This window comes from Arthrobacter saudimassiliensis (assembly GCF_059090665.1).
The window spans coordinates 1,079,597-1,106,464 of the sequence record NZ_JBNHFX010000001.1 but is presented as its reverse complement, the minus strand read 5'-3'; the positions used below and the strand labels follow the sequence as shown (position 1 = coordinate 1,106,464).

26 protein-coding genes and 1 riboswitch are annotated in these 26,868 nt (G+C 70.1%); of the genes, 18 read left to right on the top strand and 8 right to left on the bottom strand.

All coding sequences use genetic code 11. From position 1 onward, the window contains the following. Positions 1-27: 27 nt before the first annotated feature. Complete coding sequence (locus AC5RV6_RS05195; RefSeq protein ID WP_494006213.1) at positions 28-993, bottom strand: helix-turn-helix transcriptional regulator; 966 nt, start codon at positions 991-993, stop codon at positions 28-30. A 520-nt stretch (positions 994-1,513) separates the two neighbouring features. Here AC5RV6_RS05195 and AC5RV6_RS05190 point away from each other — a divergent pair. Then, positions 1,514-2,473, top strand: a complete 960-nt coding sequence (locus AC5RV6_RS05190) for a lantibiotic dehydratase C-terminal domain-containing protein (RefSeq protein WP_494006212.1) — start codon at positions 1,514-1,516, stop codon at positions 2,471-2,473. Positions 2,474-2,517: 44 nt separating this feature from the next. After that, positions 2,518-2,709 carry a hypothetical protein gene (locus AC5RV6_RS05185; protein ID WP_494006211.1) on the top strand — a complete coding sequence of 64 codons (192 nt, stop codon included), beginning with the start codon at positions 2,518-2,520 and terminating at the stop codon, positions 2,707-2,709. Between the two features lie 258 nt (positions 2,710-2,967). On the opposite strand, the gene AC5RV6_RS05180 is transcribed toward AC5RV6_RS05185, so the two are convergent. Continuing rightward, positions 2,968-3,177 carry a hypothetical protein gene (locus AC5RV6_RS05180; RefSeq protein ID WP_494006210.1) on the bottom strand — a complete coding sequence of 70 codons (210 nt, stop codon included), beginning with the start codon at positions 3,175-3,177 and terminating at the stop codon, positions 2,968-2,970. A gap of 174 nt (positions 3,178-3,351) precedes the next feature. Here AC5RV6_RS05180 and AC5RV6_RS05175 point away from each other — a divergent pair, with 174 nt between their 5' ends. After that, complete coding sequence (locus AC5RV6_RS05175; RefSeq protein WP_494006209.1) at positions 3,352-4,128, top strand: GAF and ANTAR domain-containing protein; 777 nt, start codon at positions 3,352-3,354, stop codon at positions 4,126-4,128. A 39-nt stretch (positions 4,129-4,167) separates the two neighbouring features. Here AC5RV6_RS05175 and ald read toward each other — a convergent pair whose 3' ends face one another. After that, positions 4,168-5,283: an alanine dehydrogenase gene (gene ald / locus AC5RV6_RS05170; RefSeq protein WP_494006208.1), complete on the bottom strand. Its 1,116-nt coding sequence runs from the start codon at positions 5,281-5,283 to the stop codon at positions 4,168-4,170. 121 nt (positions 5,284-5,404) lie between these two features. Continuing rightward, positions 5,405-5,887 (bottom strand): helix-turn-helix domain-containing protein, encoded by a 483-nt coding sequence (locus AC5RV6_RS05165; RefSeq protein WP_494006207.1) that lies wholly within the window; start codon positions 5,885-5,887, stop codon positions 5,405-5,407. A 101-nt stretch (positions 5,888-5,988) separates the two neighbouring features. On the opposite strand from AC5RV6_RS05165, the gene AC5RV6_RS05160 reads away from it, so the two are divergent. Beyond that, positions 5,989-7,179, top strand: coding sequence for an alpha/beta hydrolase (locus tag AC5RV6_RS05160; RefSeq protein ID WP_494006206.1), 1,191 nt, complete (start codon positions 5,989-5,991; stop codon positions 7,177-7,179). On the opposite strand, the gene aceB is transcribed toward AC5RV6_RS05160, so the two are convergent. Together aceB and AC5RV6_RS05150 are read right to left on the bottom strand one after the other, a co-directional pair. After that, positions 7,161-8,759 (bottom strand): malate synthase A, encoded by a 1,599-nt coding sequence (gene aceB / locus AC5RV6_RS05155; protein WP_494006205.1) that lies wholly within the window; start codon positions 8,757-8,759, stop codon positions 7,161-7,163. The two genes, AC5RV6_RS05160 and aceB, sit on opposite strands and share 19 nt — an antisense overlap. A 288-nt stretch (positions 8,760-9,047) precedes the next feature. Then, complete coding sequence (locus AC5RV6_RS05150) at positions 9,048-9,656, bottom strand: RNA polymerase sigma factor (protein ID WP_494006204.1); 609 nt, start codon at positions 9,654-9,656, stop codon at positions 9,048-9,050. A 178-nt stretch (positions 9,657-9,834) separates the two neighbouring features. Between AC5RV6_RS05150 and AC5RV6_RS05145 the strand changes: the two genes are divergently transcribed. Genes AC5RV6_RS05145 through AC5RV6_RS05125 form a run of 5 tightly spaced genes read left to right on the top strand, consistent with a single transcriptional unit; the run spans position 9,835 to position 12,215 of the window. After that, complete coding sequence (locus AC5RV6_RS05145) at positions 9,835-10,365, top strand: Asp23/Gls24 family envelope stress response protein (protein ID WP_494006203.1); 531 nt, start codon at positions 9,835-9,837, stop codon at positions 10,363-10,365. A 43-nt stretch (positions 10,366-10,408) separates the two neighbouring features. Next, positions 10,409-10,588: a hypothetical protein gene (locus AC5RV6_RS05140; RefSeq protein ID WP_494006202.1), complete on the top strand. Its 180-nt coding sequence runs from the start codon at positions 10,409-10,411 to the stop codon at positions 10,586-10,588. Further along, positions 10,585-10,977: an Asp23/Gls24 family envelope stress response protein gene (locus AC5RV6_RS05135; protein WP_494006201.1), complete on the top strand. Its 393-nt coding sequence runs from the start codon at positions 10,585-10,587 to the stop codon at positions 10,975-10,977. Before AC5RV6_RS05140 ends, AC5RV6_RS05135 begins: the two co-directional genes overlap by 4 nt. After that, positions 10,974-11,570: a DUF6286 domain-containing protein gene (locus AC5RV6_RS05130; protein WP_494006200.1), complete on the top strand. Its 597-nt coding sequence runs from the start codon at positions 10,974-10,976 to the stop codon at positions 11,568-11,570. Before AC5RV6_RS05135 ends, AC5RV6_RS05130 begins: the two co-directional genes overlap by 4 nt. A gap of 21 nt (positions 11,571-11,591) precedes the next feature. Then, positions 11,592-12,215: a hypothetical protein gene (locus tag AC5RV6_RS05125; RefSeq protein ID WP_494006199.1), complete on the top strand. Its 624-nt coding sequence runs from the start codon at positions 11,592-11,594 to the stop codon at positions 12,213-12,215. Here AC5RV6_RS05125 and cycA read toward each other — a convergent pair. After that, entirely contained in the window at positions 12,212-13,723 is a 1,512-nt protein-coding gene (gene cycA / locus AC5RV6_RS05120) for a D-serine/D-alanine/glycine transporter (RefSeq protein WP_494006198.1), read from the bottom strand. The two genes, AC5RV6_RS05125 and cycA, sit on opposite strands and share 4 nt — an antisense overlap. A gap of 291 nt (positions 13,724-14,014) precedes the next feature. Continuing rightward, positions 14,015-14,115, top strand: a riboswitch (glycine riboswitch). Between the two features lie 146 nt (positions 14,116-14,261). On the opposite strand from cycA, the gene gcvP reads away from it, so the two are divergent. The 9 genes from gcvP to AC5RV6_RS05075 all read left to right on the top strand — a co-directional run bounded on the left by gcvP (position 14,262) and on the right by AC5RV6_RS05075 (position 26,257). After that, complete coding sequence (gene gcvP / locus AC5RV6_RS05115; protein ID WP_494006197.1) at positions 14,262-17,108, top strand: aminomethyl-transferring glycine dehydrogenase; 2,847 nt, start codon at positions 14,262-14,264, stop codon at positions 17,106-17,108. Between the two features lie 10 nt (positions 17,109-17,118). Continuing rightward, positions 17,119-18,246: a glycine cleavage system aminomethyltransferase GcvT gene (gene gcvT / locus AC5RV6_RS05110; protein WP_494006196.1), complete on the top strand. Its 1,128-nt coding sequence runs from the start codon at positions 17,119-17,121 to the stop codon at positions 18,244-18,246. A gap of 73 nt (positions 18,247-18,319) precedes the next feature. Further along, positions 18,320-18,697 (top strand): glycine cleavage system protein GcvH, encoded by a 378-nt coding sequence (gcvH, locus tag AC5RV6_RS05105; protein WP_494006195.1) that lies wholly within the window; start codon positions 18,320-18,322, stop codon positions 18,695-18,697. 31 nt (positions 18,698-18,728) lie between these two features. After that, complete coding sequence (locus AC5RV6_RS05100; protein WP_494006194.1) at positions 18,729-20,156, top strand: L-serine ammonia-lyase; 1,428 nt, start codon at positions 18,729-18,731, stop codon at positions 20,154-20,156. 120 nt (positions 20,157-20,276) lie between these two features. Next, positions 20,277-20,747 carry a DUF4383 domain-containing protein gene (locus AC5RV6_RS05095; RefSeq protein WP_494006193.1) on the top strand — a complete coding sequence of 157 codons (471 nt, stop codon included), beginning with the start codon at positions 20,277-20,279 and terminating at the stop codon, positions 20,745-20,747. Between the two features lie 81 nt (positions 20,748-20,828). Further along, complete coding sequence (locus AC5RV6_RS05090) at positions 20,829-22,229, top strand: DUF2254 domain-containing protein (protein WP_494006192.1); 1,401 nt, start codon at positions 20,829-20,831, stop codon at positions 22,227-22,229. Between the two features lie 113 nt (positions 22,230-22,342). Continuing rightward, on the top strand, positions 22,343-22,771 hold the full coding sequence (locus tag AC5RV6_RS05085; protein WP_494006191.1) for a ChaB family protein: 429 nt from the start codon (positions 22,343-22,345) through the stop codon (positions 22,769-22,771). Between the two features lie 237 nt (positions 22,772-23,008). Beyond that, complete coding sequence (locus tag AC5RV6_RS05080; RefSeq protein WP_494006190.1) at positions 23,009-24,850, top strand: L-lactate permease; 1,842 nt, start codon at positions 23,009-23,011, stop codon at positions 24,848-24,850. A 30-nt stretch (positions 24,851-24,880) separates the two neighbouring features. Continuing rightward, positions 24,881-26,257, top strand: coding sequence for an FAD-binding oxidoreductase (locus tag AC5RV6_RS05075; RefSeq protein WP_494006189.1), 1,377 nt, complete (start codon positions 24,881-24,883; stop codon positions 26,255-26,257). Positions 26,258-26,332: 75 nt separating this feature from the next. Here AC5RV6_RS05075 and AC5RV6_RS05070 read toward each other — a convergent pair whose 3' ends face one another. Next, positions 26,333-26,830 carry a YciE/YciF ferroxidase family protein gene (locus tag AC5RV6_RS05070; RefSeq protein ID WP_494006188.1) on the bottom strand — a complete coding sequence of 166 codons (498 nt, stop codon included), beginning with the start codon at positions 26,828-26,830 and terminating at the stop codon, positions 26,333-26,335. Positions 26,831-26,868 lie beyond the last annotated feature (38 nt).

Here is a 26,868-nt window from a genome sequence, read left to right as displayed (position 1 = left end):
CCATCCGGCCCGGCTCCGCCGTGCAGCTTAGATCCAGCCGACCCGATGCGCCTTGATTCCCGCCTGGAAGCGGCTCTCGGCTCCCAGCTCCTCGAGCATCCAGGCGATGTGCCGCCGGCAGGTCCTGACGCTGATGCCCAGCCGCCGCGCGATGACTTCATCCGAGGCGCCGGAGGCCAGCCCGCGCAGCACGGACCGCTGGGTGCTGTTCAGTGTGGCCCCGCTGGCCTGCTCCGCCAGGAACGGTTCGGCCAGGCCCCAGGCGAAGTCGAAAAGATGCGTCATGGCATGCACCAGGTTCGGATCCCGGATGACCAGCCCGGCCCGGTCCTCGGGGTGGAGCTGGCGGGCCAGCACGCCGACCTTGTCGTCAAAGATCAGTGCCCGCACCGGCAGGTACGGCAGGACGCGGAACTCCCCGCCGGCCGCAGTGATGGCCTCGACGGCCTTGCGGGTGGGGACATGGTCCCGTGTGCTCGACTGGTAGAGGGTCTTGCGCTGGACGCCCTGCTGGAGCAGCTCGACGTCCTTCTGGACGCTCTCCTCCTGGAAGTCCGCGCTGGAGCCCTGGCCGGGCCGGGCGATCAGCACGCGGTCGGAAACGGAGCGGCCGTACTCGATCAGCACGCGCTGGACCTGTTCGGGGTCTTCGAGGACCTCGACCGACGCGTCTTCGCTCACTTGGCGGCGTGCCTCCAGGAAGGCCGGAACAAGGCTGGTGAGTTCCCGTCGGCGCTCGGCGATGCGCGAGCGCAGCTCCAGCAGGGCGCGCTCGTCCGGATCCACCAGCTCAGCCAGGGCAACGTCGGGGGAGACCGCGCTCAGGCCCACGCCGTCGGGCTGCTCCACCAGGAGGCACCGGGTCCGGAGCACGTCGATGGCGGACTCGATCGCCTTCGAGGTGAACCCCAGCGCCTCGGACGCCTGCGGTACGCTCCATCCGGGATGGCTCACGGCGAACCGGTACACGTCGAGCGATACCTGATCCAGCACAACTGCTCCTTTCCTGCCCTCCCCCCGGCACTTCTCTGTAACCCTATCCGGAAGCCTCCCATTCGGTGCGCAGAAGGCTCCCGGCGAACATTCAGGAACCGGACTGCTTGTGAAAACCCTGCCATGTCCGGATGCTGACAGTCATCGGAAACCTTGCCGTTTTCCCTTCTGAGCCCCGGATTCGCCGCCGTGCCGGACCATAGTCCGCGGCGATGCCGTTTTCCCTCCGGATGTCCAGTTCCTGTTCCTGTCATGTCCGCAAGAGGGCAGCGGGAAGGGGTGGACACTGGTCTTCCCTGCGCGGGAAGCTTTCGGAGTCAATCAAGGCACCGGCCCCACTCTCAGGGGGCTGCAAAATGAGGGGAAATCACATGAACAGGATTCGCATCAGCGCCGCCGGCTCCAAGAGCTGGGAGTGGTTCTAAGCTGGTCCCCTCTTTTGGGGGAACAGTTTTTGTTTTTTAGCAGGTAAGGACTCGCCCCAGCGGCGGTAGCCAGGTTTACCCGGAGGGAAGACGCCATGAGTCAGCTAGCTGCAGTTCGATCAGCCTCGCGGACACAGACAGGCACTCATTGGTGGACCCTTTCCATCTATACCGGGGGATTCGATGTAGCGGACGGCATCATTGGAGAACTGGTTACCCCGCTGGCGGCGCAGGCTCAGGTGTGGGGCGCTCAACGGTGGTTCTACACCAGGTGCTCGGAGCCGGGCAATGCTCATGTCCGGCTCCGGGTGCTGGCCGGCCGGGAGACCCTGGACCGGCTGCAGTCGCTCCTCGCGGCCCTGCAGGAGCGGGCCAGCGGAGTCATCGGGCACCTTGACGTCTCGCACGAGTTCAGCGAGCCGGCCATGGACCGGCTGGGTCCGGGCGGCATGGAGCCCCAGGACCCCCGGGTCGAGGCCGACCTCGCCAAGTACGGCGGGGTGGAGGGCCTGGCCCTGGCGGAGGAGGTCTTCGAGCTTTCCTCCGACCTGGCCTGCTGGGCGACGGCGCGGTTCCCGAAGGTGCAGAACCGCTGGGCGCTCGGATCCCTGCTGCTCTTCGATTCCGCGCGCAGCATGATGAAGGGCCCCCGGGCCTCGAGCTGGCCGGATCGGCGGCGCCTCTCCTGGGAGTACTACTGGGACAGCCACCTGCGCAGCTGCACTGCCGGCCTGGGTCCCCGGGCTGCCGGAATGCGGCAGGCGATGACGGTGCAGGTCGGTGCCAAGATCATGCCCACCCACCGGCTGATGGCCGCGACTGCGGCCGAGTCGGCCGTGGAGAACTGGCGACGGCGCTGGTTCCGGGCCATGGACACGTACCTGTACCGTGCGGACAAGGCCAGGATCAGCAGGAGCGCACAGCACCTGACGGTGTACCAGGCGCACATGCTGCTGAACCGGCTGGGCCTGTCGCTGAGGGAAGAGGCCGCCATGGGTCTCTATGCGCGGACCTGGAGCCCTGAACGGGAAGCCATGCTGCTGGACAAGCGCTAGCCCCGCGTGGGTCGGGGGAAACCACTGAAAGGGGCAGTATCACCATGGGGGAGCAGGAAGACGTAGTCCTCGCGGCCGACACCGGCGATCTCGGAACCGCTCTCGGCTGTTCCGAGGACCAGGTGCTTGATATGTGTGAGATGGGAATGGTGGCCTCGCGCGGCGAACTGTGGGATGTCGCCTCGGCACGAAGCTATCTGCGGGATGCGGCCTGGGCGGACGGCCTTTGGGAGTAGGCCGCAGCGGAGCCGGCGGACGGAGAGCGGGCAGCTGAAAAGTGAATAGGCAAGCAAGCAAAAGACCATGGAACCCGGGCCCGTGCTTCGGTACCAGGACCGTGGTGTAACCCAGGATTTCAAAGACTTGCGCTGCGTCGGCCGGCCGTGCTGGGATCCGACCCACGCAGCGCAGCGGCGGGGTGCCGGCCAAGCCCCCGCCACGGAAGGACCTGCCGTATCCCCCTGCGGCGGGTCCTTCCTCACGTCCGGGTATCTTCAGCCGGCCGGCGACCGGGTGCCTTCCGGCGTCGGACGGGGATCCGCGGCGAGGCGCCGGATGATGCCGATCAGTTCGGAGCGCAGGAGAAGCTCATCCTCCGGGGCCAGTCCCGGCGCGGCACTGCATCGCTCCTCAGCGGCGGCGGTCACGTAGGCGGCCGCCGAGAGCAGGCGCGGGGAGTAGCCCACCGGATACGGCGGCTTCATGGTTGCCCGGGGGCGGAAAGAGCAGGGATGGGGGTCGAAAAACGCGTCAAGGGTGCTTCCTCTGCAGCAGGCAGGAACCACGGCCGCGTCTTGACCGGTGCTTATCGTATGATCATTCTTCCCTGACACCAATTCTGGACCCTGATGGTCCGCGGGAAGGCCTGCTGATCATTTATGGATTCCACCACGCGTGACCAAGCCCTGCCCTCATCGGAGAAGGACGGGGAAGCCCGCCAGGCGGCCGCGGCGGCGCTGCAGGACCTGCTGGTGGACTCTGCCGACGTGATCGGGTTCCTGCAGGAGCTGGCCCGCCTGAGCGCATCGGGTTTCTCCTGCCGGGGCGCCGTGTACTGCGGCATCACCCTGCAGCGCGCGGCGGCCGCGGAATACACCGTGGCCAGCAGCAGTGACACCGCCCAGGGCCTCGATGAGGTCCAGTACGACTTCGGCGACGGTCCCTGCCTGCATGCGCTGCGGACCGGCGAGGAGGTGCTGGTGGCGGACACCGTGCTCGAAAGCCGCTGGCGCAACTACACCGCGCACATCACGACGCTGGGGGTGCGCTCGGTCTTCAGCCTGCCGTTGGCCCTGGAGGGCCGGGCCAGGGCGGCGCTCAATCTGTACGCGACCGAACCGGGGCTCTTTGACCACCGGTTCCGGCACGCGGCCCGCGCCTACGCGGAGCAGGCCTCGCAGGCCCTGAAACTCGCAGTGCGGATGGCGACGCAGGTGGGTACGGTCGCCGACCTGCAGGCCGTGCTGGCCTCCCGGACCGACATCGACCTCGCGGTCGGGATCGTCATGGGCCAGAACCGCTGCGGACAGCAGAAAGCATTCGATGTCCTCCGCCGGGCCTCCAATGCGCGGAACCTGAAGCTGCGGGAGATCGCCGCGGAAGTCGTCCAGCGGTACAACGGAGCCCCGGCGCAGACCCACTTCGAGAACGCGTAGGGGCGCGGGCTCCGCAGCCCGCGCCCCCGCGCCGGGGCCCTACGCCGGGAGCAGCTGCTTCCAGTGGGCCAGCTCGAGGCCGTGGGCTTCGGACACCGAGTGGTGCATGACCTGCCCGTCCGCGGTGTTCAGGCCCTGGGCCAGCGCCGGGTCCGCCTCAAAGGCGGCCGGGACGCCCTTGTCGGCGAGGGCGACGGCGTACGGCAGCGTGACGTTGGTCAGCGCGTAGGTGGAGGTGTTGGGAACCGCGCCGGGCATGTTTGCCACACAGTAGAACAGGGAGTCATGGACCCGGAAGGTCGGATCCTCGTGCGTGGTCGGGTGGCTGTCCTCGAAGCAGCCGCCCTGGTCGACGGCGATGTCCACGAGCACGCTTCCCGGCTTCATCCGGGCGACCATGGCGTTGGTGACCAGCTTGGGGGCGCGGGCGCCCGGGATCAGGACGGAGCCGATGACCAGGTCGGCGTCCAGCAGGGCCCGTTCAATCTCAAAGGCGTTGGACGCGACGGTCTTGATGCGCCCCGCGTACTGGGCGTCCAGCTCGCGCAGCCGGGCAATGTTGATATCCAGGACGGTGACGTCGGCGTGGGCGCCCACGGCTCCGGCGACGGCGTTGGTGCCGGCCACCCCGGCGCCCAGGACCACTACCTTGGCCGGACGCACGCCGGGCACCCCGCCCAGCAGCAGTCCCGGACCGCCGGCAGGACGGGTGAGGCACTGAGCGCCCACCTGCACGGAGAGCCGCCCCGCCACCTCCGACATGGGTGCCAGCAGGGGAAGCGTGCGCCCCGTCTGCACGGTCTCATAGGCGACGGCGGTGACGCCCGCGTCGAGCAGGGCCCGGGTCAGCTCCGGCTCGGCGGCGAGGTGGAGATAGGCGAACAGCACGAGGCCGGGCCGGAAGTGGCGGTACTCCGAGGCCACCGGTTCCTTGACCTTCAGCACCATGGCGGAACGGGACCAGACGTCGTCGGCTGTCTCCACGATCTCCGCGCCGGCCGCGGCGTATTCCCCGTCGCTGATCTGGGACCCCGCCCCGGCTGCCGACTCGATCAGCACCACATGTCCGCGGGTGGTGAGTTCATGCACTCCCGAGGCCGTGATGGCCACCCGGTATTCGTTGTTCTTGATTTCCCTGGGGACGCCGATGATCACGAGACCTCCATTGGTCGACGAATGTGGGGCGGATCACGCCCGTTGAACCAGCATAGGTCGCCGCAGGCCCGGGAGCCATCACGCCGGAACCGCGCTGCGTGGTCGCATCGGCAGGGACCGGTCAGTCGGCTCCCGTCACGGTCCGCCCCGGGGCCTGTCGGGCTTCCTTCGCGAGGCGCTGCTGCTCCAGCCATGCCTGGATGTCCTCCATCCGGATGCGCCGGTGCGAGCCGCGGTATTCCACCGGGATGATTCCGGCGTCGGTGAGGTTGCGCAGGTACGTGTGCGAGATGCCCGCCGCGGCGGCAGCCTGCGAGGTCGTCAGCAGGGGAGAGGGTACGGCTGCGGCCTGCGTGCCGGCCCGCGCGGCGGTCCGGGCGCCGGCGGTTTCCAGGCCCCCGCCGGCAGGTGCGTCGGTGACGGTGACGGCGGCCCCGCGGGCCAGCCGCGCCAGCAGGTCGAGCACGGCGTCACGGGCCGCCGGCGGCAGCCGGAGTGCCGTTCCGTCGACAAAGACCGTCACGTCCCCGGCGTCGAGGGCCCGGGCCAGCGCCCCGGCCTCTTTCTCGGGCAGCGGCTGCGTGGTCCGCGAAGTGGAGTCCATCGGACCATCTTGCCAAACCGGAACGGCGCATTGCGGGCGCCTCACCGGAAACCCACCCGGCGTCCTTTGGCGCCTGCCCGGCTGCGTGCTGCAATGGAGGCATGGCCAACCGCAGGACTGCAGGACCCCGTCCCGCCGTCCCGCCCGCCACCGCCACGCCCGCCGCCACCGCCACGCAGCCTGCGGCTGAGCCTGCCCGCTGGCGGCCCGACGTCCTCGGCCCCGGCTTCGAGCAGCTGACCCTGCACCTTCCCGAGGACCGGATCGCGACGCTGGTGCGCCGGCAGCCGGATCCGGAGGACACCCGAACCCCGCGGATGGATGTCCTGTACGTGCACGGCTGGTCGGACTACTTCTTCCAGAAGGAACTGGCACAGTACTGGGTCGACGCCGGCGCGCGGTTCTTCGCCCTGGACCTGCACAACTACGGGCGCAGTCTCCGGCCCGGGGACACCCCCGGCTTCGTCACCGACCTCGCCGAGTACGACGCCGACATCGCCGCCGCGCTGCAGGCCATGGGCCGCAGCGATCCGGCCGGAGGGCGGGCAGCCGAAACTCCGGGCGGCCCCGGCGGGCCGGGAGCCGGGGCGGACCTGCCGCTGGTGCTGCTGGGCCATTCCACCGGGGGCCTCACGCTGAGCCTGTGGGCGGCCCGTCATCCGGGCCGGGCAGCGGCGCTGATCCTCAACAGTCCCTGGCTGGAGTTCCAGGGCGCCGAGCTGGGGCGCCGGGCGATCAGCCCGCTCATCAACCTGGAGGCTGCCCGGAATCCGCGCGGGACCCTGCCCGCCGTGGACTCGGGGAACTATTCCCGGGCCGTTTCATCGGCTTTCGGCGGGGAGTGGCATTACAACACGCAGTGGCGGCCGGTCCGCGGCTTCACGGCGACGACGGCGTTCATCCACGCCGTGTTCCGCGGCCAGGCGGCGGTGGCCCGGGGCCTGCACCTGGACCTGCCCGTCCTGGTCCTGCTCTCCACCCGCAGCTATCTGCAGCCGCGCTGGTCGCCCGAGGTGCGCACTTCCGACGTCGCCCTGGACGTTAACGTGGTGGCGCACCGCGCCCTGTCGCTGGGCAACACCGTCACCATCATCCGCGTCCCGGGCGCGATGCACGATGTCTTCCTCTCCCTGCCGCCGGTGCGGGCGGACGCCTACGCGGCGATAAGCCGCTGGGGGACCGGCTACCTGCCCCCGGAAAGGGAGCAGGCAGCCGGACCGCCACGCTGGCTGCGCGGGCTTGCCCGCCTGCGCGCCCGGGCCGGCCGTGGGGTTCAGTCGATCAGTTCGTAGGCCGGCAGGGTCAGGAAGTCCGGGTAGTCCTCGGAGAGGCTGATCGACCCGATAAGCCGGCTGGCCGGCTCGTAGTACCGGCTGAACATCTCCTCGGACACTTCGCCGCGCAGCCGCTCGGTCTCCTCCGCCAGCAGGCGCCGGACAAGGTCTTCGGTGACGGTCTCGCCGGTGTCTTCGAGCACCACGGCGTTGCGTACCTGCTGCCAGACCTGGGAACGGGAGATTTCGGCGGTGGCGGCGTCCTCCATCAGGTTGTGGATGGCCACCGCGCCGTTGCCGGAAAGCCAGACGGCGGTGTAGGCCACTGCCACGTACAGGTTGGAGCGGAGGCCGGCCTCCGTGATCGAGCCCTCCGCCGTGGTGACGTCGAGCAGGTCCCGCGCGGTGACGGACACGTCCTCGCGCAGCCGGTCCACCTGGTTCGGCTTCTCGCCCAGCACGCCGTCGAACACCTCCAGGCAGGTGGAGACCAGGTCCGGGTGGGCCACCCAGGAACCGTCGAACCCGTCGGTGGCCTCGCGGGTCTTGTCCGCCTTGACCTTCTCGATGGCGGCGGCGGTCACCTCGGGTTCCCGGCGGTTGGGAATGAAGGCGGCCATGCCGCCCATGGCGAAGGCGCCGCGGCGGTGGCAGGTCTTCACCAGCAGCTCCGTGTAGGCGCGCATGAAGGGGGCGGTCATGTTCACGTCGGCCCGGTCCGGCAGCAGGAAGTCCTTTCCGGCGTCGCGGAAGTACTTGATGATGCTGAACAGGTAGTCCCAGCGGCCGGCGTTGAGCCCTGAGGCGTGGTCGCGCAGCTCCCAGAGGATCTCCTCCATCTCGAACGCGGCCGGAATGGTCTCGATCAGGACGGTCGCGCGGACCGAGCCGTGGGGCACGCCGACGTACTCCTCGGAGAAGGTGAAAATGTCGTTCCACAGCCGGGCCTCGAGGTGGCTTTCCATCTTCGGCAGGTAGTAGTACGGACCCTGGCCGTTCTCCAGCAGGCGGGCGGCGTTGTGGAAGAAGTGCAGGCCGAAGTCCACGAGCGCGCCGATCCCCTCCCGGCCGTCCACGCTGATGTGCTTCTCGGGCAGGTGCCAGCCGCGCGGGCGCATGACGACGACAGCGAGCGGCGCGTCGGTGCGCAGCGCGTACTCCTTGCCGTCGGGAGAGGTGAAGGACAGGTCACCGCGTGCGGCCCGGTAGAGGTTGACCTGGGAGTCGATGGCGTTGTGCCAGGTGGGGGTGGCGGCGTCCTCCAGGTCGGCAAGCCAGACCCGGGCACCGGAGTTCAGCGCGTTGATCGCCATCTTGGCGGGCGAGGCCGGCCCGGTCATCTCCACCCGGCGGTCCTGCAGTGCGGCCGGGGCTTCGGCCACCTTCCAGTCCCCGCTGCGGACCTCGGCGGTTTCGGGCAGGAAGTCCAGCTTGCCGGTGGCGGCGACGTCGGCGCGGCGCCGGCCGCGGGCCGCCAGCAGCTCGTCCCGGGTGCCTCCGAAGCGGCGGTGCAGCTCCTCCACGAACGCCAGCGCCTCTTCAGTGAGGATCTGTTCCGCGCCGTCGGCGGGCCGAAGGTCGGTTGTCTCGATGGCCATGCGTGTTCCTCCTTGGATGGGGCTGGGGCTCCGGGACCGAGCAGCGGGCCGGAGGTTCAGCTGAGGCTGTGGGGCGGGCGGCTCCGGTTCCCACCGGAACGCCTACTTTCACAATGTGGAATTAAAGACCGCGAATTTGAAAACTTGTGGTCTCATTATGCTGTCCGTCACACGCGAGGGCAACCGTGCGGGCCCAGGGCAGGTCACACAGGGCAGGTCACACAGGGCAGGTCACACGGCGGCGCCGACCGCGGCCGCGCAGGGGCAGCCACCGCCCGCGCCGGGCGGTCACCGCCAGGCGACCATGGCCTCGGCGAGTTTTTCCCGGGCCCGGGCCAGCCTGCCCCGCACGGCGTGCGGGCTGATGTGCAGCGCGCTGCCGATCTCCCGGTAGCTCTGCTCATGGAGCTCACGCAGCAGCCAGCACGAGCGCAGATCCTCCGGCAGGGCCCGCAGGGCAACGGCCAGGTCCAGCAGTTCCGCCGCTGTCTCGGCGGTGCGGTGCGGATCCATGTCCGGCTGCCCGGACCCGATGAGGGCGCTGCCCAGGTCCGCGGCGTCGACCGCCTCCACGGGATGGGAGCTGCGGCGGCGCAGCACGTCCCGGGACTTGTTGGCGGCGGTGCGGTACAGCCACCCGCCGAAGGCCCCGGGCGTCTCCAGCAGGGGCAGGGCACGCCAGCCGGCGGCGAGCGTCTCCTGCACCACGTCTTCGGCCTCACCGGCGTCGCCCAGCATCCGCAGCGCCAGCCGGTGGATCCGGCCCCGGTAGGCCAGGACAAGGAACTCGAAGGCGGCGGCGTCGCCGGCCTGGGCCAGGGCGACGACGGCCGCCTCCTCCAAGGCGGTAAAAGCAGCCGGGGCGCCGGGGTGCTCCGGCCGGCGGGCAACGGTCACGTCGAACCCCCGTCCGAACGGCCGGTGCCGTTCAGGACCGATTTTCCCACCGCCGCCGCGGGGGAGGAATAGCGGCTGCGCCGTCGTCGGGCATTAACGGCAAGTTCACGCGCCGGCCGTGACGAAGCCCCGCGGCGTGCGTCTTTAAGGACGTCAAGGTGCGACGAACAGGCAGGAGATGAGTTCCATGGCCGATGTGTCGAGGAACCAGGCGGGATCCGTGGCCGCCGAACAGAAGAACCCGGTGGAAACCGATGTCCCGCCGCAGGAAGCCCACCGGGTGTCCGGACCGCTGCATACGCCGCGGGGCGACACCACGATCGAGGAGACGGTGGTGCAGAAGCTCGCCGGCATCGCCACCCGGCAGGTGCCCGGTGTCGCCGCGATGGGCGGCGGTGCCCGCCGTGCCCTCAGCGCCATGACCGAGCGCATCCCGGGGTCGCAGACCAATGTGGCCAACGGCGTCAGCGTCGAAAAGGGCGAACGCCAGGCGGCGGTCGATGTGAGCATCGTCGTGGAATACGGATATTCCATCGTCGAGGTCAGCCAGGCCATCCGCCGCAGCGTGATCCGTTCCGTGGAGAACGCCACCGGGCTGGAGGTCCTGGAGGTCAACGTCAACGTCTCGGACGTGCACCTGCCCCAGGAGGACGACGACGGCGGCGGCGGCGGCGACGACAGCCGGCAGGGCTCCACCCGCCTCGAATAGGAGCCCGGACACCGGATCCGAAAGCAACGATAGGAGAAATGCCATGTCCGCAACGCGTTGGTGCCTGGCCGTCGGCCTGGTGCTGGGAATCGTCCTGGCCTTCGGGGGATGGCTGGCGTTCCTGCTGACCATCCTGTTTGGACTGATCGGGCTGCTCGTCGGGCTGGCGGCGGATGGGCGGCTGGACCTGCAGTCCCTGTTCGGCAGGGCGTCGAGCAGATGACGGCCCAGGCGCCGCGCAGGCCGCGCCCGGTCGAGGAACGGGGAGCCACGCGGATGGCCCGCCAGGTGCTGGAGAAGATCGCGGGTCAGGTCACCGCGGACGAGACCGCCGCCGGCGGCGGAAGCGGCGGGTTCATGGGCTTCGGCTCCGCGGCGGACCTCTCCGCGCGGCCGAAGACCTCCGTGGAGCTGGCCGGCAACATCGCGAGCCTGCAGGTGGAGGTGGGCATGCCGTATCCGGTTCCGCTGCGCGCCGAGGCTGACCGGCTGCGCGGCCGCCTGACCGCCCGGATCGGGGAGCTGACCGGCGTCGAGGTGCGGCAGGTGGACATCGTGATCCGCTGGCTCCAGCCGCCGCGCGCGGACGGCCCGCGCCGGAGGCTGCAGTGAGCGCGGAGGCGCCGGGGCAGCTGAACCTCCGCCGGCGCCCCAGCCGGACCCTCCCGGCGCTGATCACCTCGCTGCTGCTGCTGGCCCTGGCGGTGGCGCTGTGCTGGGTGGCCGGAGAACGGCTCCTGCAGGGCGGCTGGCCGCAGTTTCTGCTGAGCGGCACGCGGGAGGCGTCGGAAACCCTGTGGAACGAGCCGGCAGCCTGGATCGTGGGCGGGTCCCTGGCCCTCCTCGGGCTGGTCCTGCTGCTCTGCGGCCTGATTCCCGGCGGCTACCGCACCCTCCCCGTCCGGATGCCGGCGCGCAGCTCCGGCGTCCAGGACGCCGCCGTGTCCGGTTCGGGCGGCGCCGCCGCGGTGATCTCGCGCCGGGGAACGGCCCGGCTCGCGGCAGCGACCTGCGAACACATCGACGGGGTGTCCTCGGCCTCCGCGACCGCGGGGGACCGGATGGTGCGCGTGGCGGTGCAGACGGCCCTGCGGGACACCGCCGACCTGCAGAACTGGGTCGCCGACGGGGTGCGGTCCCGGCTGGAGGCCTCGGGGCTGGATCCGGTGCCCGAAGTCCGGGTGGACGTGCGGTCCACGGCGTGATGCGGCGGAAAGGACAAGGACATGCGTGAGCATCCCGGGGCGGCCAACCGCACCTGGCTGACCCTGCTGGGACTGCTGGGCCTGGCCGGGGGCATCTGGATCCTGCTGCTGGCCTCGGGCGCTGCGGACGGCGCCAGCGGCGGCGCGGCGGGGCGCCCGCAGGACCGGGCCGCCCCCGGTCTCGGCACCTTCACGGAGGGCTCCGACTGGCTGCCCTGGGCCGTGCTGGCCGCCGGGGTGCTGCTGGGACTGCTGGCCCTGTGGTGGCTGATGGCCCAGATCCCCCGGCGTCGGCCCGGCAGCCGGTTCCGGCTGCAGGAGAACCCCGCCCGCGGCATCACCGTGATCGATCCGGCCGTCCTCGCGGGCGCCTTTGAGGAGCAGGCCGGCCAGGTGGCCGGCGTCGTCGACTGCGACGCGCTGCTGCGCGGCACGGCCGAGGAACCGGACCTGGCCCTGCGGCTGACCGTGAACTCCCGGGCCGACATCCAGCAGGTGCTCCGCGAGGTGCAGGACCGGCTGGTGCCGGACCTGGCGGCGGCCCTGGAAACGCCGCTGCACTCCCTGGGCATCCTGGTGGAGGTCTCCGGGCAGCCGGCCCGGGCCGGCACGACCGTGCCCGCCAGCGGCACCGTCGTGTACTAGCCGGGCTGCTGCCCGGCGGCGTCCAGCGCCGCGCGCTCGGCGCTGCGCTGTGCCTTGAAGCCGGCCACCCGCGCGCGGTGCTCCGGGCGGCGGCGCATCACGGCGTACACCGCGCCCAGCAGGAGGAACCAGATGGGCGTGACCAGCAGCGCCTGCAGGGTGTCGGGCTGGGTGGTCAGCGCCCAGAGCAGGAACACGAAGAAGGCCAGCACCAGGTAGACCATGCCGACGCCGCCGGGCAGCTTGAACGTCGACGCCGCGTGCAGGTGCGGGCGGCGCCGGCGGTAGGCCAGGTAGCTGACCAGGATCAGCGTCCAGACAAACATGAAGCACAGGGCGGAGATGGTGGTGACCAGCGTGAAGGCGGCGCTCACCGAGTCGCCGGCGTAGAGCAGCACGACGCCGGCGAGCAGGAAGGTGCAGGAGAAGAACAGGGCGTTCTGCGGCACCTTGCGCCGGGACAGCCGGCCGAACGCCTTGGGCGCATCACCCTCATGTGCCAGGCCGTACACCATGCGCGAGGTGGAATAGATGCCGGAGTTCGCCGAGGACGCGGCGGAGGTCAGGACCACGAAGTTGACCACGGCCGCGGCGGTGCCCAGCCCGGCCAGCGCGAACATGCCCACGAACGGGCTCTCATCCGCGCTGAAGCCCGTCCACGGGGTGACCGCCATGAGGATGGCCAGCGCCGCCACGTAAAAGAGCATCACGCGGATCGGAATGGAGTTGATGGCCTTCGGCAGGTTCTTTTCCGGGTCCTTCGTCTCGGCGGCGGCGGTGCCCACCAGCTCGATGCCGACGAACGCGAACACGGCGATCTGGAAGCCGGCCACGAAGCCCATGGGGCCGCTGGGGAAGAAGCCGCCGTGCGCCCACAGGTTGGTGAAGGAGGCCTCGCCGGAGTCCGAGCTGAAGCCGGAGAAGATCATCACCAGGCCCACCACGATCAGGGTCAGGATGGCAATGATCTTGACCAGGGCGAACCAGAACTCGGTTTCGCCGAAGGCCTTCACGGTGGGCAGGTTCAGCGCCACCAGCAGCAGGATGCAGGCCAGGGCCGGGATCCACAGCGGGGCGTCCGCCCACCAGAACGTCACGTAGTGGGCAATGGCGACCACATCCGCGATGCCCGTGACCACCCAGCAGAACCAGTAGGTCCAGCCGGTGAAGAATCCGGCCCACGGGCCGAGCAGGTCTGCGGAGAAGTCGGTGAAGGACTTGTAGTTCAGGTTGGACAGCAGCAGCTCGCCGAGGGCCCGCATGACGAAGAAGAGCATGAACCCGATGACCATGTACACGAAGATCACCGACGGCCCGGCCACCGAGATGGTCTTGCCCGAGCCCATGAACAGGCCGGTGCCGATCGCCCCGCCGATGGCCAGCAGCTGGATGTGCCGGCTCGACATGGAACGGGCCAGCCCGCTCCCGCCGCCCCCGCCGTCGTCCGTTCCGGAGCCGGGAACAGCCGGCGTGGATGAAGGGGCGATGGAGGCGGTGCGGTCAGACATGGAGATCTTTCTTCTAGGCGCAGCCGGAGCGGACGCGTCCGCTCGGCCGAGGCCGCCGCCCGGGAATCCGGGGGATGCGGCGCCGCCGCCGACCCTAGAAAGTCTGGGAGTCCGCGCAGGCGATGTCAAAACAGGAGCCCGCCGCCCCCGGTCCCACGTCACCGTGCGCGCGGCGCCCCCGCGCGCGGCGGGAGCCTGCCCCGCCGCTTGTCACGGGCCGAAACCGCCTTGCTGCGGCCGGGGGTGCGGGCTAGAGTTTCGTAGCGTAGAACACAATTAAAAATGCCGTTATCAGCCGCGGCGGGAGAGCCCGCCGGAGCATCACATCCGTCGGCGCCGTAGGAGCAAACCCTCCCCGGGAATCTCTCAGGCACCGGTACCGCCGCAGCGAGGCAACTCTGGAAAGCAGCCCGGCCCCGGCCGTGCTCACCGACGGTGCAAGCGGGCCATCCCGCGGAATCTCTCAGGTCCAATACAGAGCGGGGAGGAGCCGGCCCACCGCCGGCATGCCCTCATCCTGCCTGCCCCGGAGTTGAAGATGACTGCCCCCGCCGACACCCCCGCCGCCTTCGTCGACCGCCACATCGGCGCCGACGCCCCGGCCACCGAGACCATGCTCAAGACCGTCGGCTACGACAGCCTGGACGCGCTGGTGGACGCCGCCGTTCCCGCCGCCATCCGCCAGGACGCCCCGCTGGTGCTGGGTGAGGCCCGCAGCGAGGAGGAGACGCTCGCCGAGCTGCGCGCGCTCGCCGGGAAGAACCGCACCGCCGTGCAGATGATCGGGCAGGGCTACTACGCCACGCACACGCCGCCGGTGATCCTGCGCAACATCGTCGAGGATCCGGCCTGGTACACCGCCTACACCCCGTACCAGCCGGAGATCTCCCAAGGCCGGCTCGAGGCGCTGCTGAACTTCCAGACCATGGTCCAGGACCTGACCGCCCTGCCGATCGCCAACGCGTCGCTGCTGGATGAAGCCACCGCCGTGGCCGAGGCCGTGCTGCTGATGCGCCGGTCCAACAAGAAGAAGGCGGACGGAAAGATCGTCCTCGACGCCGAGGCGTTCCCGCAGACCATCGCCGTGGTCGAGGGCCGCGCCCGGGCGCTCGGCTTCGACGTCGAGGTCGCCGACCTCTCCGCCGGCCTGCCGGAGGGCGAGATCACCGGCGTCGTGCTGCAGCAGCCCGGCGCCTCCGGCGTCGTCCGCGACCAGGCGCCCCTGATCGCCGAGGCGAAGGAACGCGGCGCGATGGTCACCGTCGCCGCCGACCTGCTCGCCCTGACCCTGCTCACCCCGCCCGGGGAGCAGGGCGCCGACGTCGCCGTCGGCTCCGTGCAGCGCTTCGGCGTCCCGCTGTTCTTCGGCGGCCCGCACGCCGCGTACATGGCGGTGCGCAAGGGCCTGGAGCGCTCGCTGCCCGGCCGCCTCGTCGGCGTGTCCAAGGACGACGCCGGCACCCCCGCCTACCGGCTGGCGCTGCAGACCCGCGAGCAGCACATCCGCCGCGAGAAGGCGACGTCGAACATCTGCACCGCGCAGGCGCTGCTGGCCATCACGGCCTCCATGTACGCCGTCTACCACGGGCCCGTTGGCCTGCGGGCGATTGCCCGGCGCACCAACGCCCGGGCCCGCGCCCTGGCCGCCGCGCTGGCCAAGGCCGGGCTGGAGCCGGTCCACGGCACGTTCTTCGACACCCTCACGGTGAAGGTGCCCGGCCGCGCCGGCGAGGTGCTGGCCGCCGCGCAGGAACGCGGCATCAACCTGCGTTCCATCGACGCCGACACGGTGGGCATCTCCTGCGACGAGACCACCACCGAGGCGGTGCTGGCCGACGTCGCCGCCGCGTTCGGTGCCGGTGAGCCCGGCCCGGCCGACGCCGCCGGGTACGAACTGCCCGAGGCCCTGCTGCGCACCTCGGACTTCATGACCCATCCGGTCTTCTCCGCCCACCGCTCCGAGACGCAGATGCTGCGCTACCTGCGCCGCCTCTCGGACCGTGACCTGGCCCTGGACCGGACCATGATCCCGCTGGGCTCGTGCACCATGAAGCTCAACGCCACCGCCGAAATGATGGCCATGACCTGGCCGGAGTTCGCCACCATCCACCCCTTCGCCCCCGAATCGCAGACCGCCGGCTGGCGTGAGCTGATCGAGGGCCTCGAAGCGAAGCTGGCCGAGATCACCGGCTACGACGCCGTGTCCATCCAGCCCAACGCCGGCTCCCAGGGCGAACTGGCCGGCCTGCTGGCCATCCGCGGCTGGCACCGTTCCCGCGGCGACGTCCAGCGCGACATCTGCCTGATTCCCGCCTCGGCGCACGGCACCAACGCCGCGTCCGCCGTCCTGGCCGGCATGAAGGTCGTGGTCGTCGGCACCGCCGACGACGGCGCGATCGACCACGCCGACCTGCGCGCCAAGATCGATGCGCACCGGGAGAACCTCTCGGCCATCATGATCACCTACCCCTCCACCCACGGCGTGTACGACGACGACGTGCGCGACGTCTGCGACGCAGTGCACGAGGCCGGCGGGCAGGTCTACATCGACGGCGCCAACCTCAATGCCCTGGTCGGGCTGGCCAAGCCCGGCGAGTTCGGCGGCGACGTCTCGCACCTGAACCTGCACAAGACCTTCTGCATCCCGCACGGCGGCGGCGGCCCCGGCGTCGGCCCGGTCGCGGCCCGGGCACACCTCGCCCCGTTCCTGCCCGGCAACGCCGCGGCCTGGGACGGCGGTGAGGACATCCCCGTCTCCGCCTCCCGCTACGGCTCCGCCGGCGTGCTGCCCATCTCCTGGGCCTACGTGAACCTGATGGGCGGCGCGGGCCTCACCCAGGCCACCAAGAGCGCCCTGCTGGCCGCCAACTACGTCGCCGCCCGGCTGAACGAGCACTTCCCGGTGCTCTACACCGGCAAGGGCGGCCTGGTGGCGCACGAGTGCATCCTGGACCTGCGCGAGCTGACCGCGAAGACCGGCGTCACCGCCGAGGACGTCGCCAAGCGGCTCATCGACTACGGTTTCCACGCCCCGACCCTGTCCTTCCCGGTGGCCGGCACCCTGATGGTCGAGCCCACCGAGTCCGAGGACCTGGGCGAGCTGGACCGCTTCATCGACGCGATGATCGCCATCCGCGGCGAAATCGACCAGGTGGCCGCCGGCGAGTTCCCGGTGGAGGAGTCGCCGCTGCGCCGCGCCCCGCACACTGCGGCCGCCGTCGTTGCCAATGAGTGGAACCGCCCGTACCCGCGTGAACAGGCCGCCTTCCCCGTGCCCGGCATCCGGATGGACAAGTACTTCCCGCCGGTGGGCCGGATCGACGGCGCCGCGGGCGACCGGAACCTGGTCTGCTCCTGCCCGCCCATCGAAGCCTTCGAGAACTAGGAGCGTTCCAGTGACCGACAAGACCACTGCGCTGTACGCACAGCACCAGGCCGCCGGCGCGTCCTTCACCGACTTCGGCGGCTGGCAGATGCCGCTGAAGTACAGCTCCGAGCTCGCCGAGCACCGCGCCGTCCGCGGGGCCGCCGGGCTGTTCGACCTCTCGCACATGGGCGAGGTCCGGGTTTCCGGTCCCGAGGCCGGTGCGTTCCTGGACTACGCGCTGGCCGGAAAGCTCTCCGGCGTGAAGGTGGGCAGGGCCAAGTACTCGCTGATCACCGACGCCGACGGCGGCATCATCGATGACCTGATCAGCTACCGGCTGGCCGACGACGAGTTCCTGGTGGTGCCCAACGCCGGCAACGCCGCGGTGGTGGCCGGCGAGCTGGCAGCCCGCGCCGAGGACTTCGACGTGGTTGTGGAGGACGAGTCCGCCGATACCTCGCTGGTGGCGGTCCAGGGTCCGAAGGCGGAGCAGATCCTGCTGCGCCTGGTTCCGGCCGCCGCGCAGGAGACGGTCACCGGCATGAAGTACTACGCCGCGGCCCCGGTGCCCCTGGAGCTCGGGGACGCCGGGGCAGCCGAGCTGCTCGTGGCCCGCACCGGATACACCGGTGAGGACGGGTTCGAGATCTACGTTCCCAACGAGCGCGCCGCCGGCCTCTGGGGCGCCCTGCTGGCCGCGGGAGCCGACGACGGCCTGGTCCCCGCCGGGCTGGCCTGCCGGGACTCGCTGCGCCTGGAAGCCGGGATGCCGCTCTACGGCAACGAACTCAGCCGGAACCTGGACCCCTACGCCGCGGGGCTCGGCCCGGTGGTGTCGCTGGCCAAGGAGGGCGACTTCGTCGGCCGCGACGCCCTGGAGAAGCTCTCCGGCAGCGAACCGGCCCGGAAGCTCGTCGGACTCAAGGGTGCCGGACGCCGCTCGGCGCGCTCCGGCTACCCCGTGCTCGCGGACGGGCGGACCGTGGGCGAGGTGACCTCCGGCGCGCCGAGCCCGACCCTGGGCTACCCGATCGCCCTCGCCTACGTGGACGCCGCGTTCGCCGAGCCGGGCACTGCCGTCGAGGTCGACCTGCGCGGCCGCCCCGAGGCGTTCGAGGTCGTCACCCTGCCCTTCTATCGGCGCGACCGCTCCTAGACTTCATACCAGCGCCTGCTCCCACGGCGGCGTTCCCCGACCCCTCCGCACCCTTTCGAAAGGCACCAACCAAATGAGCAAAGTCGATTCCTCCCTCCGCTACTCCGCCGAGCACGAGTGGGTGGACAGCTCCTCGCCCGTGAAGGTCGGGATCTCCGCCGTCGCCGCCGACGCCCTGGGCGACGTGGTCTACGTCGACCTGCCCGCCGTCGGTGACACCGTGACCGCCGGCGAGACCTGCGGCGAAGTGGAATCCACCAAGTCGGTCTCCGACCTTTACGCACCGGTCTCCGGCGAGGTCGTGGACATCAACCAGGAGGCCATCGACAACCCGGCCCTGCTCAACGAGGACCCCTACGGCGCCGGCTGGCTGTTCACCGTCAACGTCACGGCCGAGGGCGAGCTGCTCTCCGCCGAGGAGTACGCGCAGAAGAACGGCGGCGAGCTGTGAGCTGCCGCCTTTCCGGCAGCGGAGCGTAACCATGGCCGTCGGCGTCTTTGACCTGTTCTCCGTGGGGATCGGACCTTCGAGTTCCCACACGGTGGGGCCCATGCGGGCCGCCGCGGCCTTCGCCGCGGAACTGGCCGACGCCGGCGTCCTGCCCGCCGTGGCCGGGCTGCGGGTGGACCTCTACGGGTCCCTCGCGGCAACCGGCCGCGGACACGGCACCATGACCGCCGTGCTGCTCGGGCTCGAAGGCTTCGCCCCGGAACTGATCCTGCCTGAGCAGGTGGAGGAGCGGCTGGCCGACATCGCCGCCACCGGCAAGCTGCGGCTCGGCGCCGAGCTGCCCGGGCCGGCCGGCGGCGCCGGCGGCGTCGTGCTGGACTACACGGCCGAGGACATCATCCTGCACCCGCTGACCATCCTGCCCCGGCACACCAACGGCGTGAAGTTCGCTGCGCTCGACGCCGGCGGGGCCGTGCTGCACGAGGGCACCTGGTTCTCGGTCGGCGGCGGCTTCATCGTCCGTGACGGCGAGGAGGACGCCGCCGCGGCGGAGCTGGAGTCCAGCAAGGCGCAGCTGCCCTACCCCTTCCGGACCGCCGCCGAGCTGCTGGCCCACTGCACCGCGGCCGGCCTGCCGATCAGCGGAGTGATGCTCGCCAACGAGATGGCATCCCGCACTGAGGCCGACATCCGAGCAGGCCTGCTGCACATCCGCGACGTGATGGAGGAGTGCAAGAACTCGGCCATCCGCCGCACCGGGTTGCTGCCCGGCGGGCTGAACGTCCGCCGTCGGGCTCCGGCCTGGCACACCCGGCTGCGGGCCGAGGACCCGACCCGGGATCCGAAGTTCTGGCAGGAATGGGTCAACCTCGTGGCGCTGGCCGTCAACGAGGAAAACGCCTCCGGCGGGCGGGTGGTCACCGCCCCCACCAACGGCGCGGCCGGCATCATCCCCGCCGTCCTGTTCTACGCCACCCACTACGGGCCCGGCATGGAGAGCGCGACGCCGGAGCAGAAGGACGACGTCGTCGTCCGGTTCCTGCTCGCCGCCGGCGCCGTGGGCGTGCTGTACAAGGAGCAGGCCTCGATCTCCGGCGCCGAGGTGGGCTGCCAGGGCGAGGTGGGCTCGGCGTCGTCCATGGCGGCGGCCGGCCTGGCGGAGATCCTCGGCGGCACACCCGCCCAGGTGGAGAACGCCGCCGAAATAGCCATGGAGCACAATCTGGGGCTGACGTGCGATCCCATCGGCGGGCTCGTGCAGGTGCCCTGCATCGAGCGCAACGCGATCGGCGCAGCGAAAGCCGTCAATGCAGCGAAAATGGCGTTGTGGGGCGACGGCGATCACCGGGTTTCCCTCGACGAAGTGATTATCACCATGCGCGAAACCGGGCGCGACATGAGCGACAAATACAAGGAAACCGCCATGGGCGGCCTCGCCGTCAACGTCGTGGAGTGCTGAGCCGGGACGCCGTCGTCGCAGGTCAGCGCGCCATCCGGAGATGTGCAATCAGAAACTAAGTGTGCTTACCATATGGGTCCAAGTCTTTTTCGAGCGATCCACGAGAGATTGGGCAACACCATGACTGAAACCGGAAACAGCGGCCTGCAGACCCGAGGGCGCACCAGTGTCCAGAAAGCGGCCCTCGCCTACGGCGTGGTCTTCCTCCTCGTCGGCATCATGGGATTCATTCCCGGAATCACAACCAATTACGAAGCGCTGAGCGGCGCCGGCCACCATTCCGGCGCGTTGCTGCTTGGAATCTTCCAGGTCTCCGTCCTGCACAACATCGTCCACCTGCTCTACGGCGTTGCCGGCGTCGTCCTGGCCCGCACGGTTGGCGGAGCCCGCAGCTACCTGCTCTGGGGCGGCGTCGTCTACCTGGTGCTGTGGATCTACGGCCTGGTGGTCGATCATGACTCTTCGGCCAACTTCGTCCCGCTGAACAATGCCGACAACTGGCTCCACCTGTTCCTGGGCGTGACCATGGTCGGCCTGGCGCTGCTGCTGACCCGCGACCAGGGCGGCACCGCCGAGGGCCGCACCGCCTGACGGTTTGTCCGCCCGCGGTGGATGGGTTTCGATGGAAGGGGCGGCCGGCGGCCGTCCCTTCCTGTTTTTCGAGTTCGGGAGGTGGCGTTGGAACGCGGATCAACGGCAGCGGCGGCATCGGAGCCGGCGGGTACCGGGCGGCGCAGACTGCGCATCGATCGGGAGGCCCTGCGGGCGTCTGTGTGGTTTTGGCCCACCTGCGCCTCCCTCGCTGCGCTTGCCGTGACCCTGCTGCTGCTGCCGGTGCGGCCCGGGCAGGAGGTTGCATGGGCCCGCTGGATCTGGCCCAGTGGCATGGAGGCGGCCTCCACGCTCCTGCAGGCGGTGGCCACCAGCGTGATGACCGCGGTGACCGTGACGTTCTCGCTGACCGTCGTGGCGCTGCAGCTGGCGTCACAGCAGTTCTCGCCCCGGCTGCTGCGCGAGTTCGCCCGGGACAAGCGCACGCAGCTGGTCCTGGCCGTCCTGCTGTCGACCTTCGTGGTGAGCATCACCGGCCTGCGCGGCATGGACCCTGAAACGCCCGTGCCGGTGCTCGTCGTCGGCCTGGTTTATCTGATGGGCATCGCCTGCGGCATGGTGCTGCTGCTGTTCATCGGCCACATCACCAGGTCCCTGCGGGTGGACACGATGATGGTCACTGCCCATGGGCGCTGTCTGCAGGTGCTGGAGGAGACCTACCCCAACACCCGGGAGGGTGAAATCGATGCCGAGGACCTGGCCCTGCCGGAGGGCGGGGCGCCCGTCACGGCGCCGCGCAGCGGACTGGTCAAGGCGGTCGACCAGCGTCCGCTGGTCGACGTGCTGGAACGCCTTCGGCTCGTCCTGCTGCTGGAGGTCCAGCCGGGTGACCACATCACCGTCGGAACGCCGATTGGCCGGCTGTGGGCCGATGACGGTGCGGTGCCGTCGCCGGCGGCGGCCCGGGCCGTCGAGGAGCATCTGGCAGTGGCCGTGGAGGTCGGGTATGAACGCACGCCCGAGCAGGACGTCTCCCTGGGCCTGCGGCAGCTGGCCGACATTGCGGTGAAGGCCCTCTCGCCCAGCATCAATGATCCCGCCACTGCGGTGAATGCCCTGGGCTTCTGCGCAGACCTGCTGGTGCGGATCCAGTCCCGTCGGCTCGGCCCGGAGCTGCATCATGGCTCCGACGGCACCCTCCGGCTGGCCACCGCGGGACGGGACCACCGGTACTTCCTGGAGCTTGTATGCGGGGCGTCGCGCCGGTTTGCCTCACGTGACCCGCTGGTCCTGGGTGCACTGCTGCGCCTGCTGCGGGACTGCGCGGTGCACGCCGCCGACGACGGACAGCGGAAGGAGATCCGCCGGCAGGTCGGGTTGGTGCTTGACTCCATGGAGCCCGGCCTGATCGCAGCTGACGGGGAGTACGTCCGGGACCTCGCCCGTCGCGTGGAGCTGGCCCTGGCAGGGGATGCAGCCACGGCTTACTCCGACCGTGCCGGTGAAACCCGTTCGGTCTAGCCGGACGCCGGTTGAGGGCGCCGCCGGAAGATGATAGACCATAAGCATCCTTAGTATTCGGGTGGCCCGGCCGCCTGCCGAACCGGCTGACCCTGTGGGGAGAAGGAGGCACAATGCCAAAGACGTCAAAGAGCGGCCACGCCAAGGACAGCGAGCTGCCCTCGACCCTGCAGCGCTCTGACGCCAAGGCGCAGGACACCTTCGCCAAGACCTATGACTCCGCCATGGACTCGTACGACGGCGATGAGCAGCGCGCGGCGCGGGCTGCCTACGCGTCGCTGAAGCACACCCACGAAAAGGTGGGCGATCACTGGGAGGAGAAGGACGAGTCGGGCCCTTCCGACAAGCGCGCGGAGGGCGGCGGGCCGGGATCCTCCAAGGGCACCGCCGGCGGCGTGGACGCGAACGCCTCCAAGGACCACCTCTATGAGCAGGCCAGGAAGCTCGATGTGCCGGGACGGTCCACCATGACGAAGGACGAGCTCGTGGACGCGCTGCAGAAGGCCAACGACAAGCAGACCCGCAAGGCCCGCGAAAAGTAACCGCACGACGATCCGGGCGGGCCCGGCGCCCTCCCGCCTGCCACGGCCCTTCCGCCTGCCGGAAGGGCCGTGGCGCTTTTCGCCAATCTTCGAAATCAGGAACCTGACGAGGGTTGACCGGCCTGAGGGCCGCGCTTACTGTCGACCCCATCGTGAGGCGGCTACGGTGCCGTCCGGCCGGCCCGGCTCCCGATGTTCCGCGGGGAGACTGGCCAGCACAAAAACGAGGGGGTTTTTGTGGCTATCCAGGTTGCGGCTTTTCAGCAGGTTCTCGATCCGGTGGGCGGGTCGCTGGTGTTCTCGGCCATCCTCGCCGCCCTTCCCCTGCTGCTGCTGTTCGTCCTCCTCGGCGTGTTCCGAATGAAGGCCTGGCAGGCCGGCGTCATCGGCCTGGCCCTGTCGTTCCTCCTCGCGGTGATCGCCTGGGGGATGCCGCTGGGGCAGGCGCTCTCGGCCACCGGGCTCGGTGCGTTCTACGCGATCTTCCCCATCCTCTGGATCCTGATCAACGCGCTCTGGATCTACAAGCTCACAGTCTCCACCCCGTGGTTCGAGCTGCTTGGCCGGACGATCCGGTCGATCTCGGATGACCTGCGCATCCTCTCGATCCTGATTGCCTTCTGTTTCGGCGCCCTGCTCGAATCCCTGGCCGGGTTCGGGGCGCCCGTGGCAATTGCGGCGGCCATGCTCATGGCCGCCGGCATGAAACCGATCAAGAGCGCCGTCGTCGCGCTGCTGGCCAACACCGCCCCGGTCGCCTTCGGCGCGATGGCCGCGCCCATCATCGCCCTCAACGGCGTCACCGGCATCCCGCTCCAGGAGCTGTCCTCCATGACGGGCCGGCAGACTCCGTTCGTTGCCCTGGTGGTGCCGCTGATCCTGGTCTTCCTGGTGGACGGAAAACGCGGCCTCCGGCAGACCTGGCCGGTGGCCCTGGTCTCCGGCGTCGCCTTCGGCCTCGCCCAGTTCGTGGCGTCCAACTTCTTCGTCGTGGAACTGACCGACGTGGTGGCCGCCGTCGTCACCGTGATTGCGGTGCTCCTGATGCTGCGGGTCTGGCAGCCGAGGGAAATCATCGGCATGAACGGCCAGTCGCAGGATGTCGAGGACACCGCCGCGGCCACGGCCCGCGGTGAAGCCGACGGCGACGGCGCGCTCCCGGTCTCGGCCGGCAGCGGCAGCGGCGGCGGACGGCATGCAGCGCCGTCGCCCGCGGGCCCGGGCGGCCTCGACGGCCCGCCTGAAGCCGCCGACCGCGCCGGAGCCCACGCCGCGGCGTCGCCCGCCGACGGCGGCACCGACCGCCCGGCAGGGGAGGCCGACAACACCCGGCCCGATGCCCGGAGCGTGTGGATGGCAGTGGCACCGTACCTGATCATCATCACGGTCTTCTCCCTCGCCCAGATTCCGGCGGTGAAGGCCTGGCTGACGCAGATCGGCGGGGTGACCTTCCACTGGCCGGGCCTGGACGTCACCAACTCCTCAGGTGAACCGGTGGCGGCCCAGAACCTGCGCTTTGACCACGTGAAGGCCACTGGAACGCTGCTGCTGTTCTCCGGCATCCTGACCATGCTCCTCTACCGCATCAAACCCGGCGCCGGGGTGCGGATCTACGGCGAGACCCTCAAGCAGCTGCGCTGGACCATCGTTACCGTCTGCGCCGTGCTGGCCCTGTCCTTCGTGATGAACCTGAGCGGGCAGACCACCACCCTCGGCGTGGCGCTGGCCTCGGCGGGCGGCTTCTTTGCCATCCTCTCGCCGCTGCTGGGCTGGATCGGTGTGGCGCTGACCGGTTCGGACACCTCGTCGAACTCCCTGTTCGGGCAGCTGCAGGTCGCCGCCGCCAACGAGACCGGCCTGTCGCCCACGCTGATGGCTGCCGCCAACTCCTCGGCCGGCGTCATGGGCAAGATGCTCTCGCTGCAGAACCTGGCCATTGCCTCCGCCGCCGTCGGCCGGGAGGGCTCCGAGAGCCTGCTGCTGCGCAAACTCATCGGCTGGAGCCTGGCCCTGCTGGCCATGCTCACCGTCATCATCTGGCTCCAGTCCACGCCCATCCTGGGCTGGATGGTGCCCTGACGGCTCCGCACCCGACGTTCGAGAGGACCCATGAACACCATCGACTTCGACCTGACCGCCGGTTCCACCGCTGCACTGCTGCAGGCGGCACCGAACGCATCCATCCGGAACGAAGACCGGGAGAAGGCCAGCACCGACCGTTCCGGCTACCTTTCGCCCAGCCCGCCGGACGGGGTGGTCTTTGCCCGCAGCGCCGACGACGTCATCCAGACCCTCCGGCTGGCCAGCCGGCACCGCGTGCCGGTCGTGCCGCGGGGTGCCGGCACCGGCCTTGCCGCCGCCTCCGCCTCCCGCGCCGGGGAGGTGGTGCTCGACGTCTCGGGCATGAACGAGATCCTGCGCATCGACCCGGTGGAGCAGCTCGCCGTCGTTCAGCCCGGGGTGCTGAACGCCGAGCTGAACGCCGCGGCCGCCGGCTACGGACTGTTCTACGCCCCGGACCCGGCCAGCACCGCGATCTGCTCGATCGGCGGGAACATCGCCACCAACGCGGGCGGGATGCGCTGCGCCAAGTACGGCGTGACCCGTGAATCCGTCCTCTCGCTGCGGGTCATCCTGGCCGACGGGCGCGAGCTGCGCACCGGCCGGGACACCATCAAGGGCGTCACCGGCTATGACCTGAACGCCCTGTTCATCGGGTCCGAGGGCACCCTCGGGATCGTGGTCGAGGCGACGCTGCGGCTGCGCCCGCTGCCCACCGCCACGGCCACGGTCGCGGCGTTCTTCCCGGATGTGGAGAGCGCGGCCCGGGCGGCGTCGGCCGTGGTCGCCGCGCGGGTCCAGCCCTCGATGATGGAACTGATGGACGGCCCCACGCTGGAGGCCGTGGACATGGCGCTGGGCACCGACTACCGCTCCCGCGGCGGCGCGTTCCTGCTGGTGCAGACCGACGGGTACGGCGCCTTCCTCGAGCAGGAGGTCGTGCTGGAGGCGGTCAGCCCGCTCGGCACCTGCGAAAAGGCGGTCGATGACGAGCATGCGGCCGCGCTGGTCACCGCCCGGCGGGAGGCGATTCCTTCGCTGGAACGGCTGGGCCGGGTGTCGATCGGCGACATCGGGGTGCCGCGCGGCCGGCTGGCCGAGGTGGTGGCCGGCCTGGAGCAGATCAGCGCCGATACCGGGGTGCGGATCTTCACCATCGCGCACGCCTCCGACGGGAACCTGCACCCGATGATCGTCATGGACCAGGAGCAGTCGGTGACCGAGGGGCCGCCGAAGGAGGCACTGGGGCGGATGTTCCACCTCGCCAAGCGCCTGGGCGGCACCCTCACCGGCGAGCACGGCGTCGGCCTGCTCAAACGCGACTGGCTGAGCGACGAGCTGGGCGAGGTCTCCCTGGAGATACAGCACGCCATCCGGCAGGCGCTGGATCCGCTCGGCATCCTGAACCCGGGCAAGGCGATCTGAAGCCTGCACGACGGCGGGGCCGCTACCGGCCAGTGACGGCCCCGCCTCAAAGTGGGGGATGTTCGCGACGTCCTGCTACGCGGCGACGGCGGCGGCTTCCTTGGCCACGGCTTCGGCCAGCTTCTGCGCGCGGGCGATGGTCTGCCGCTCCTCGTCGAGACTCTCCTGCAGCAGCGCGGCAACCTCGGTCTCGCCCTGCGCCTTCACCAGGGTGAGCAGCGACTCGTAGGCCGCCACCTCGTAGTATTCGGCGGCCAGGGCGGAGGCCAGGATCACCGAATCCACCAGTTCGGGGGCCGTGTGGTCCATGGCGGTGCGGCCTTCCTTGGCCAGGCCGGTCAGGGCCGGTGCGGTCTCCTCGCGAGGGTTCAGCCCCAGGAGCTCAAACACCTTCTGCAGCCGCTTCGCCTGGCCGCGGGTCTGCTCCTGGTGTTCCGTGAAGAAGTCCTTGATCTCCTGGCTGCCGGCGTTCTCCACGAACTCGCCCAGCATGTCGAGGTCACCCTGCTCCATGGTCAGCGCCTGGCCAAGCTTGAAGGCGAGGATGTCTTCCGGGGTTTTCAGCTGCTCCATCAGGACTCCTTACTAAGTAGGCTTAGTTTCTTGGGGAA

Excerpts from the sequence above, each read along its gene's own strand:
- AC5RV6_RS05190 (WP_494006212.1), top strand. The coding sequence starts at position 1,514 with ATGAGTCAGCTAGCTGCAGTTCGATCAGCCTCGCGGACACAGACAGGC.
- AC5RV6_RS05185 (WP_494006211.1), top strand. The coding sequence starts at position 2,518 with ATGGGGGAGCAGGAAGACGTAGTCCTCGCGGCCGACACCGGCGATCTC.
- AC5RV6_RS05180 (WP_494006210.1), bottom strand. The coding sequence starts at position 3,177 with ATGAAGCCGCCGTATCCGGTGGGCTACTCCCCGCGCCTGCTCTCGGCG.
- AC5RV6_RS05175 (WP_494006209.1), top strand. The coding sequence starts at position 3,352 with ATGGATTCCACCACGCGTGACCAAGCCCTGCCCTCATCGGAGAAGGAC.
- AC5RV6_RS05165 (WP_494006207.1), bottom strand. The coding sequence starts at position 5,887 with ATGGACTCCACTTCGCGGACCACGCAGCCGCTGCCCGAGAAAGAGGCC.
- AC5RV6_RS05160 (WP_494006206.1), top strand. The coding sequence starts at position 5,989 with ATGGCCAACCGCAGGACTGCAGGACCCCGTCCCGCCGTCCCGCCCGCC.
- aceB (WP_494006205.1), bottom strand. The coding sequence starts at position 8,759 with ATGGCCATCGAGACAACCGACCTTCGGCCCGCCGACGGCGCGGAACAG.
- AC5RV6_RS05145 (WP_494006203.1), top strand. The coding sequence starts at position 9,835 with ATGAGTTCCATGGCCGATGTGTCGAGGAACCAGGCGGGATCCGTGGCC.
- AC5RV6_RS05140 (WP_494006202.1), top strand. The coding sequence starts at position 10,409 with ATGTCCGCAACGCGTTGGTGCCTGGCCGTCGGCCTGGTGCTGGGAATC.
- AC5RV6_RS05135 (WP_494006201.1), top strand. The coding sequence starts at position 10,585 with ATGACGGCCCAGGCGCCGCGCAGGCCGCGCCCGGTCGAGGAACGGGGA.
- AC5RV6_RS05125 (WP_494006199.1), top strand. The coding sequence starts at position 11,592 with ATGCGTGAGCATCCCGGGGCGGCCAACCGCACCTGGCTGACCCTGCTG.
- cycA (WP_494006198.1), bottom strand. The coding sequence starts at position 13,723 with ATGTCTGACCGCACCGCCTCCATCGCCCCTTCATCCACGCCGGCTGTT.
- gcvP (WP_494006197.1), top strand. The coding sequence starts at position 14,262 with ATGACTGCCCCCGCCGACACCCCCGCCGCCTTCGTCGACCGCCACATC.
- gcvH (WP_494006195.1), top strand. The coding sequence starts at position 18,320 with ATGAGCAAAGTCGATTCCTCCCTCCGCTACTCCGCCGAGCACGAGTGG.
- AC5RV6_RS05100 (WP_494006194.1), top strand. The coding sequence starts at position 18,729 with ATGGCCGTCGGCGTCTTTGACCTGTTCTCCGTGGGGATCGGACCTTCG.
- AC5RV6_RS05095 (WP_494006193.1), top strand. The coding sequence starts at position 20,277 with ATGACTGAAACCGGAAACAGCGGCCTGCAGACCCGAGGGCGCACCAGT.
- AC5RV6_RS05085 (WP_494006191.1), top strand. The coding sequence starts at position 22,343 with ATGCCAAAGACGTCAAAGAGCGGCCACGCCAAGGACAGCGAGCTGCCC.
- AC5RV6_RS05075 (WP_494006189.1), top strand. The coding sequence starts at position 24,881 with ATGAACACCATCGACTTCGACCTGACCGCCGGTTCCACCGCTGCACTG.
- AC5RV6_RS05070 (WP_494006188.1), bottom strand. The coding sequence starts at position 26,830 with ATGGAGCAGCTGAAAACCCCGGAAGACATCCTCGCCTTCAAGCTTGGC.